The sequence below is a fragment of the Protofrankia sp. CiT1 genome (genome assembly GCF_917627335.1).
GTDB lineage: Bacteria > Actinomycetota > Actinomycetes > Frankiales > Frankiaceae > Protofrankia.
This window is the reverse complement of the sequence record NZ_CAKJTP010000072.1, coordinates 14,027-22,395: the sequence shown is the minus strand read 5'-3', so window position 1 is coordinate 22,395 and position 8,369 is coordinate 14,027. Positions and strand designations below refer to the sequence as shown.

7 protein-coding genes are annotated in these 8,369 nt (G+C 66.0%); 2 read left to right on the top strand and 5 right to left on the bottom strand.

Going from position 1 to position 8,369, the window contains the following annotated elements:
• Positions 1 to 190 (bottom strand): type II toxin-antitoxin system RelE/ParE family toxin (locus MJ785_RS13225; RefSeq protein WP_239381160.1); only part of this gene is annotated, 190 nt, incomplete at its 3' end.
• Positions 191 to 380: 190 nt separating this feature from the next.
• Here MJ785_RS13225 and MJ785_RS13220 point away from each other — a divergent pair.
• Positions 381 to 854: an SRPBCC family protein gene (locus tag MJ785_RS13220; protein ID WP_239345724.1), complete on the top strand. Its 474-nt coding sequence runs from the start codon at positions 381 to 383 to the stop codon at positions 852 to 854.
• Between the two features lie 255 nt (positions 855 to 1,109).
• On the opposite strand, the gene MJ785_RS13215 is transcribed toward MJ785_RS13220, so the two are convergent.
• On the bottom strand, positions 1,110 to 1,778 hold the full coding sequence (locus tag MJ785_RS13215; protein ID WP_239372354.1) for a TetR/AcrR family transcriptional regulator: 669 nt from the start codon (positions 1,776 to 1,778) through the stop codon (positions 1,110 to 1,112).
• A gap of 583 nt (positions 1,779 to 2,361) precedes the next feature.
• A complete protein-coding gene (locus MJ785_RS13210) occupies positions 2,362 to 2,847 on the bottom strand; it encodes a hypothetical protein (RefSeq protein ID WP_239381162.1) in 486 nt (161 codons plus the stop codon).
• Positions 2,848 to 3,305: 458 nt separating this feature from the next.
• On the opposite strand from MJ785_RS13210, the gene MJ785_RS13205 reads away from it, so the two are divergent.
• Positions 3,306 to 3,869: an NUDIX hydrolase gene (locus MJ785_RS13205; RefSeq protein ID WP_239313914.1), complete on the top strand. Its 564-nt coding sequence runs from the start codon at positions 3,306 to 3,308 to the stop codon at positions 3,867 to 3,869.
• Between the two features lie 139 nt (positions 3,870 to 4,008).
• Here MJ785_RS13205 and sthA read toward each other — a convergent pair whose 3' ends face one another.
• Complete coding sequence (gene sthA / locus MJ785_RS13200; protein ID WP_239313912.1) at positions 4,009 to 5,418, bottom strand: Si-specific NAD(P)(+) transhydrogenase; 1,410 nt, start codon at positions 5,416 to 5,418, stop codon at positions 4,009 to 4,011.
• Between the two features lie 551 nt (positions 5,419 to 5,969).
• On the bottom strand, positions 5,970 to 7,361 hold the full coding sequence (locus MJ785_RS13195; protein WP_239345729.1) for an aspartate ammonia-lyase: 1,392 nt from the start codon (positions 7,359 to 7,361) through the stop codon (positions 5,970 to 5,972).
• Positions 7,362 to 8,369: the final 1,008 nt, after the last annotated feature.

The following is an 8,369-nucleotide window of genomic DNA, read 5'->3' as shown; positions in this document are numbered from 1 at the left end:
CATGCACCACCAGCGCCGTCACAGGTCGTTCGGCAGGAGACGGAACGCCTTGTGGTTGCCGAGTGGACGTATCGCGCGGAAGTAGTGCTGGTCGAGTTCTGCGGTGCGCTACCCGGACCAGCGCGACGGCGAGCCGGGCATCCTCGACGTGGTAGACCACCCGGTAGTCGCCCGCCCTGAGCCGGCGCACACCCGAAGGTTCGCCGGCGAGTGCTCGGGCCCCGTGGGGACGATGATCGTTCGACAGTCGTGTCGGGGATTCTTGCGATGTGTGCGTGGTTGCTGAAGAGTAAGGGCATGAGATCGATGTTGCTGCCGCTGTCCCCGGCGATCCAGGTCGACCTCGTGGGACCTGGGCGCGGGCCGGTCGTGGTGGGGTCATGAGCAGCCGGCGCCGGGTTTTCGTGGTGACCGAGACATCGGGGGCGTCACCGTCGGTGGTGTTCGATCTGCTGGCGGACGGTGAGGGCTGGTCACGGTGGGCGGGTCCGCTCGTGTCCCGGTCCCGTTGGGAGCGGGAAGGCACGCCCGCGCCGGGTGGGGTGGGGGCGATACGCCGGCTCGGTCGGCCACCGCTGTATGTCCGGGAGGAGATCGTCGAGTATGTGCCCGGCCAGCGGCATGCCTACCGGATGCGTTCGGCGTTGCCAGTCCGGGACTACCTGGGGACGGTCGATCTGTCTCCGCTGGACAGCGGTGGTACACAGATTGTCTGGCAGGGCAGTTTTGTGCCGCTTATACCCGGGACGGGCGCTGTGGTGGTCGTCGGTGTGAGGCTGTTCGTCGCCCGGCTGGCCCACCGTCTGGCCAAGGTCGCGATTGCTGGTACGGGCACGTCGTCGCCTGCCACCTGAGGGGTGGCGGCGGCTGTGGTCCATTGATCCGGTCGATCGTCTACTGATCCGTGGTCCAGCTCCACCCTTTTGCCCAGCCGGCTCATCCGGTCACCCACGGTTCGTCAGCTGGGAGTAGCGCCAGCGCCATGCCAGCGCCGGTCGGTGTGGCCCGCGGCCTTGCCAGGAGCCGCCTGGACGCGGCCCGCTGATCGAACGGCGACTTCCGAAACACGATGTAGCCAACCAGGCCTGCTCGGTGATGGGCGGGTACCACTAGCGCGGCCGGGGGAGCAGCGTGTCCGTGAGGGTCCGGCCCAGCCAGGCCTCGTACTGTTCCGCGCTCCACTGCCAGATGACACGCAGCATGTGGTGAACTTCGGGTGTGGTGAGCGTCCAGATGACCGCGGCCGCCTGATCGACCGGCATCTCGTCACGCAGCGGTCCGCGTTCTGAGATCCAGCGAGCCACCGCCGTCATCTGCCGCCGCTGGCCCAGCCGCTGGTCGTGCTGAAAGGCGGCCATCTCCCGGTCGGTCACCGCCGCGTCGCGCAGGATGTCATCGAGGGGCCGCAGGCGTTCGAGCTGATGGGAGGTGTCCGCAGCCAACATCGCGATCTGCCGCCGTTGATCGGTTTCCTGGCTGATCGCGTATGGTCCCGGTGTTGTGGGTGTCGGGTGCTGCCGGTCCCCATCCCCATCTCCGCCCTGCGCGTCGCTGATGCCCAGCAGCTCCTTGAGCAGCCCACGCTTGGAGCGGAAGGCGTCGTAGACGGTGTCGGGCGAGACACCGGCCGTTTTGCTGATCGTATTGATCGTTGTTGTCGCGTAGCCCTGTGTGTAGAAGAGCTCTCTGGCCGCTTCGAGGATACGCAGCCGGGTCTGGCGGGCCTGTTCGGTGCGCAGCGGCGAGCGGTACCTGCGCTGCTTGGCGGGGTTAGTCATCCGGCGTACTCCGACGGTGTCCAGTGACGCTGGAGTCAGCTGAAGAACGCACCGAGCGGAACTGGTAGCGGGCCGTGACAGCACGACACACGCTGCTCGGCAGCTTACCAGCATCAGCCACCTTTTAGCAATTTATAGCCCGATTTGGGCTATAAGGTAATGTGCCCTGGTGTCGCCGTGAAGTCAAATTGTCGCGGAGCCGGATTCCCGTGCGGCCTTCAGCCGCGGGGCGATTGATGATCGTTGTTCTTTGGGCCGAACGGACGTGACCTGCCGTCGCGTCCGCTAGGAGCGACCGGCAATAGGGACGCGGCGTCGCGGGGCTGGGGCACGCACCTCGCCGCGTTGTCGTCGGTCGACACCCCAAGGACCAGGGTGACTCCCTCCTCCGCCTTGCGATGTACGCACCCCAGCCCCGCTCCTTGATCCACGCCTCTATTACCGGGCGCTCTAAGCGGCTGGCTGATGTGCTACTGACACATGGTGCTGATATATGTGTTCATTTTGTCTGAGCATTGTTGGTTGTTGTGTGACCGGCGGTGGGGGCTGGCCCGGCAGGGATCAGGCCCGCCCCCGGCCGTCCCTATTGCTTACGGAAGGTGAGAATCGCACCATTGGATGTCCCGACACCGGCCGCATCGATGTTGCCGGTCACGCCATGGCCACGGAATCCGATGGCCGTTGCCAACCCGGGTATCTGATTGTCGCTGGTGATGGTGTAGCCGGCGGCTGGCAGCGCCGTGCGGTAGAAGTTCGCCACCGCCGTGTCGGAAACGCCGGTCAACGCCACTGTGGACTGGCTGTTGCCGGAGGTGCCACCGTTGACCTTGGCGCCTGGTGGGATCGGGAAGCCAGCTGGGACGTTTGGCTCCTTCAGGGCATCGGCGCCGTTGGTCACCTGCTCACCGCCGGGCAGCCCTGTCGGCAGGGCCGTCGGCAGTCCTGTCGGCAACGAGCTCGGCGCGCTTGAGGAGGCCGCCGACGAGGTCGCGTTGCCGTAACCGGATGATCCGCCGCATCCCCCCACCAGCAGCAGGGCCAGGCCCGCGCCCGTGGCCACTGCCGCCATCCGGTACCGGCCGGACTCGGCCGAACGTGCCAGAGCGTCGCAACGGCGCAACCTGATCTCCCCCTTCATGGGGCCGGGGCTGTCGGCACACCCGTTGTGTGACCGCCTCCGGCTGCCTGGCTTTGGTGTGTCTTTCACCACTAATATCGGTCACAACACCATAGGCGCAGCCGCTGACAGGCCGGGATGGTTGTCGGCGGCCCGTCAGCGCGCTCCGTTCAGGGCTGGAGGGAGCTGTGTCGGCCTGGCGACACGGGAGCTGGCGGGTGCGGCGACCGGCAGCCGGTCCACGCTGAGCAGGCTCATGGGCAAACGTATGCCGTCGCTGGGTTCTGCCGGGGCTGGGAGGGCTCCGGCGGCCGGGCCGGCACTCATGAACATGATGGAAACAGCGGCGCCTGGTAGGCCCTTGCTCATCCCGGATCGGCTTCTCGCCGGTACTGTGATGAGCCGTGGCAGTGAGCAACAATGCGGTCGCTGGGGTGGTTCTCAACTACCTCGAGGAAAATCCGGGCGAACTTGAGACAGTGGGTCCGCTGGTGCTGGCCGCTATGGGCGGGCCGGGGCCGGTGACGGACCGCACCACGATGCCGGGGCATGTCACGTGCGGCGCGGTCGCGGTCACCGCTGACTGGCGGGTGCTGCACATCCACCACCGGCGCCTGGCCCGTTGGTTGCTTCCCGGCGGGCATGTCGAGGCAACCGACCAGTCCCTGTTCGGTACGGCCCTGCGTCAGCTTGCGGAGGAGACCGGAATCGCCGCGAACACCGTGATCCCGGACACCGCCCGGCCAGTGGATATTGATGCGTACGTCGTCCCGGCGGATCCCGGTCGGGACGAAACATCACATATCCACTATGACATCCGTTTTGTGCTACATGTTCCAGACGAGGTCGTGCGCCTGCGTTCGGAGGAGATCTCAGATCACCGGTGGATGCTCCTTCAGGAAATCCCCGGGACGCTGGGTGACAAGCTGCGAATCCGCGGCGCCCGATCCGGGTGGGCGCGCGTCCCCCGCTGATCTGTATCGCTCGGGGTGCCCGAGGCGCCCGGGGAGCCTCGATCCGAGGCGTGGTCAGCGCGGCTGGCCGCCTGCGTTGAGGAACACGTGCGACCCGGCCCGGACGCGATTTCGCCCGCGCGAGCGGTGGCCCGTCGTCTCAGCCGCTGAAACGGGCGATGGCGCGCATCTTGTTCATCGCGTCCAACGCGGCCACCTTGTAGGACTCGGCCAGGGTCGGATAGTTGAACACGGCGTCGACCAGGTAGTCGATCGTGCCGTCACAGCCCATCACCGTCTGGCCGATGTGGACGAGCTCGGTGGCGCCAGTGCCGAAGACGTGTACGCCGAGCAGCTTCCGGTCGACGGAGCTGACCAGGAGTTTCAGCATGCCGTAGGAGTCGCCGACGATCTGGCCGCGAGCGAGTTCCCGGTAGCGGGCGACTCCCACCTCGAAGGGCACAGCCCGTTCGGTGAGCTCGTCCTCGGTGCTGCCCACATAGGAGATCTCGGGGATGGTGTAGATCCCGATGGGCATCAGGTCGTGCCGCATCACGTGGACGTCCTCGCCGCAGGCCGCGTAGGCGGCGAGCCGGCCCTGTTCCATGGACGTCGCGGCCAGGGCGGGGAAGCCGATGACGTCTCCGACCGCGAAGATGTGATCTATCTCGGTCCGGAAATCCGACCCCACCTTGATCCGACCACGGTTGTCGGCGCTCAGGCCCGCGTTGGCGAGGTTCAGCGCGGTGGTGAGCCCCTGGCGACCGGCCGAGTACATGACGGTGTCCGCGGGCAGTCTCTTGCCGCTTTCCAGCAACGTCAGCGTCCCGCCGTTGTGGCGTCCCACCGACAGCACCGACTCGCGGAATCTGAAGGTGACGGCAAGGTCGCGCAGGTGGTATTTGAGGGCTTCGACTATCTCCACGTCGCAGAAGTCGAGCATTCGGTCCCTGCGTTCGACGACTGTCACCTTCGTACCGAGCGCCGCGAACATGGACGCGTACTCGATACCGATCACACCGGCGCCGACGACGACCATCGAGCCGGGGATCTTGTCCAGGGACAGGATCTGATCGCTGTCAACCACCGTGCGGCCGTCGAAGTCGACTGTGCCTGGCCGGGCCGGCCGGGTTCCGGTCGCAATGATGATCTTTTCCGCGTGGACCCGCCGCTCGTCGATCTCGTCGGTGCCCTTGATGCTGATGGTATGCGCGTCGATGAAGCTTGCCGTACCGATGAGCAGCGTGACCCGGTTACGGCTGAGCTGGCTGCGAATGACGTCGATCTCACGCCCGATGACGTGCTGTGTGCGTGAGGACAGGTCGCCGACCGTTATGTCGTCTTTAAGCCGGTAGCTCTGCCCGTACATCTCCCGTTGGGTCATACCGGTGAGGTAGAGCACAGCCTCACGTAGCGTTTTCGAAGGAATTGTACCGGTATTGATACAGACTCCACCGACCATGTCACGGCGGTCGACGATCGCCACCCGACGGTCCAGTTTGGCGGCGGCGATAGCCGCTTTCTGCCCGCCTGGACCTGATCCGATGACGAGGAGGTCGTAGTCGTACATCGTCACCTCCTCAGGTGAAATCCCCACAATTGATTGCTGTGAGGCTATCTGGCCGGAAGGCTCGCGACGCCTCAATCGTCAGGTTGTTACCTCCGCTTCTCCGCACACCTCCGCAGCCGTTGGTGGCACGTCGCAGCCGCCGGTGGCACTTCCTGATTTGAGTGATGGCATAGACGCGGTCTGTGGCCATGGGTGACCGGATCTGGCTGGCGCGGCCGAAAAAATTTTCCGAGTGCCCGTAACCTCCGTCGAGCCGTGTCGTTGAACCAGGTGCGGGGGTCGTGGGGACTTGCTGGGGGGTTCTCCACGGCCCCCGCTGGTCTCGGCCGCGAGCAGCCCCGGCATCTTCCCAACCATTACGATCTTACTGGTGTGGAGGTCCGGGAGGCCGGTCCGGAAGAAAGGCTTCGGCCCGGAAACCGGTGCGGCCATATCTCCTCCGGGGCGTCGCTATTGGTCCCGGGGCTTTCGGGCCCACTGGGCCGTGGAGCGCGCGATCGTGGTTTTCCGTGTACGCGAAGGTCCCGCGCGGAAACCTATGGATGAGTCAGCTATGGGTGAGTCATTGACAGGACGTCCAGCGCGGCGTCCAGCTGTTCCTCGGTGAGTGTGCCGGCGGCCACATAGCCACGTTCGAGGACGACCTCCCGGATTGTCTTTTCCTCGGCCAGGGACTGCTTGACGACCTTGGCGGCCTCTTCATAGCCCAGGTAGCGGTTGAGCGGCGTCACGATGGACGGTGAGGACTCGGCGAACCGCCGGCAGCGCTCGACGTCCGCGACGATGCCGTCGACGCAGCGGTCCGCGAACAGGCGGGTGATGGTGGACAGGATGTGGATCGACTCGAGCAGGTTTCGCGCGATGACGGGCAACATCACGTTCAGCTCGAAGTTGCCCGCGGAGCCACCGAAGGCCACGGCCGCGTCGTTGCCGACGACCTGCGCGACAACCTGGCACACCGCCTCGGGAATGACCGGGTTCACTTTTCCGGGCATGATCGAGGAGCCCGGCTGGAGGTCGGGCAGGTGGATCTCCCCGAGTCCCGCGCGTGGGCCCGACGAAGCCCACCGCAGGTCGTTGGCAATCTTGTAGAGGGACAGCGCGATCACCCGTAGTACGCCGGAGGCCTCGACCAAGGCATCCCGGGAGGCCTGGGCCTCGAAGTGGTTGCGTGCCTCCGACAGGGGCAGGCCGGTGGATGCGACCAGCTGCTTGATGACCGCCGCGGCGAAGCCCGGCGGGGTGTTGATGCCGGTGCCCACGGCGGTGCCGCCCAGCGGCAGTTCGCCGATCCGCGGCAACGCGCTGTGCAGGCGCTCCACGCCGTAGCGGACCGCGGCCGCGTACCCGCCGAACTCCTGCCCGAGGGTCACCGGTGTCGCGTCCATCAGGTGGGTGCGTCCGGACTTGACGACTTCGGCGAACTCGATGCTCTTGCGTTCCAATGATGTGGCCAGATGGTCGAGCGCGGGCACGAGGTCGCGGACGATTGCCTGGGTCGCGGCGACGTGGATCGACGAGGGGAACACGTCGTTGGACGACTGTGAGGCGTTGACGTGGTCGTTGGGGTGCACCGGCCGGCCCAGCCGCTCGGTGGCCAGCGTCGCCAGCACCTCGTTGGTGTTCATGTTGGATGACGTCCCGCTGCCGGTCTGGAACACGTCGATCGGGAAGTGGTCGTCCCAGCGCCCGGCGGCGACCTCCGCGGCCGCTGCGGAGATCGCCGCCGCGGTCTCCGTGTCGAGGACACCGAGGGCCGCGTTGGCGGTGGCCGCGGCAGCCTTGATCTGTGCGAGCGCGGCTATGTGGGCAGGGGAGACCCGCTGGCCCGAGACGGGGAAGTTCTCAACCGCACGCTGGGTCTGTGCCCGCCACCTGGCTGTGGCCGGTACCCGCACCTCGCCCATGGAGTCGTGCTCAATGCGGTACTCCTGCTCGCTCATGTGTTCCCGCTCCAACCGGTCGTTACCTGTTTGACGGCTGCCTTCCGTTCTGGAGGTTAGGGCCTGGCCGGGCCGCGTGATCGAAGATCGGCTGGACGGGCTGGAGCCGCGGCCTGTTGCCCGGCAGCCTGTCGCCCGGCGGCGCGGCGGGTCGCGGCGTACGGGAGCTTGGGTGGCGACGGCTGCGTCCGTGGATATGCGACATTGATCACAATAAAATTGATCATGACTGCCCAGGCTGACCGGCTCGTGACCGGACGTGTCACGTGAGAATCATTGACCGGTCATATTTCGGCCAAATTATCTATCGATTCTTGCCGTCCAGTCCCTGGCCAAAACGGTTCGATCATACTTTTTCGGATAGCCGATACGGGTTCCGGAACACCTGTCCGGCAGCTGTCCTTCCGGACGTCGTGTAACTCTCCCCGGCTTCGCTGTCAGCTGCTGCTAGCGTTGGCGTCGGCGCAAGAAATGGTGCGGCGGGGAACAGAGTGCGGTAACGACTGGAGTCGGCCGCCCGAACAGGTGGGATGGCGGCGGTCGTGCGTTCCAGGCTCCGTTGTTTGCTGGCTTGTTCCGCGGCTTTGACCGTGGTATTTACCACCAGTTCCTGTGGACATGGCGATTCCGCCAGGGCTGACGGTTCGTCGACTGCCCTCCTTGCTCCGCTGAATGTGCCGGCAGCGACGGTGCCCGTCGACAGGGCGCCGGTCGATACAGGGCCGCCCCTGGCCAGGCGGCTGGCTCTTGCCGGGCGGCTGGCGATGGCCTCGGCGTCCCCGGTTGCGTCGGCGTCCCCGGTTGTGTCGGCATCCCCGTGGAGCGGCCCCCAGCCGGCCGGGAGCAGCACGATTTCTCCGTATCCGTAACCTTTTCGTCGCGGTGAACAGAAACCGTCGACCAGGTCTGCCCATGGTGGGAGGACTGCTTTCTTTCCGGGTATTCCGTGGTTGTGGCCAGTAGCGGGGAAATGGCTTTTGCCGGTGTGGCCGGGCTGTCCGTGACGCC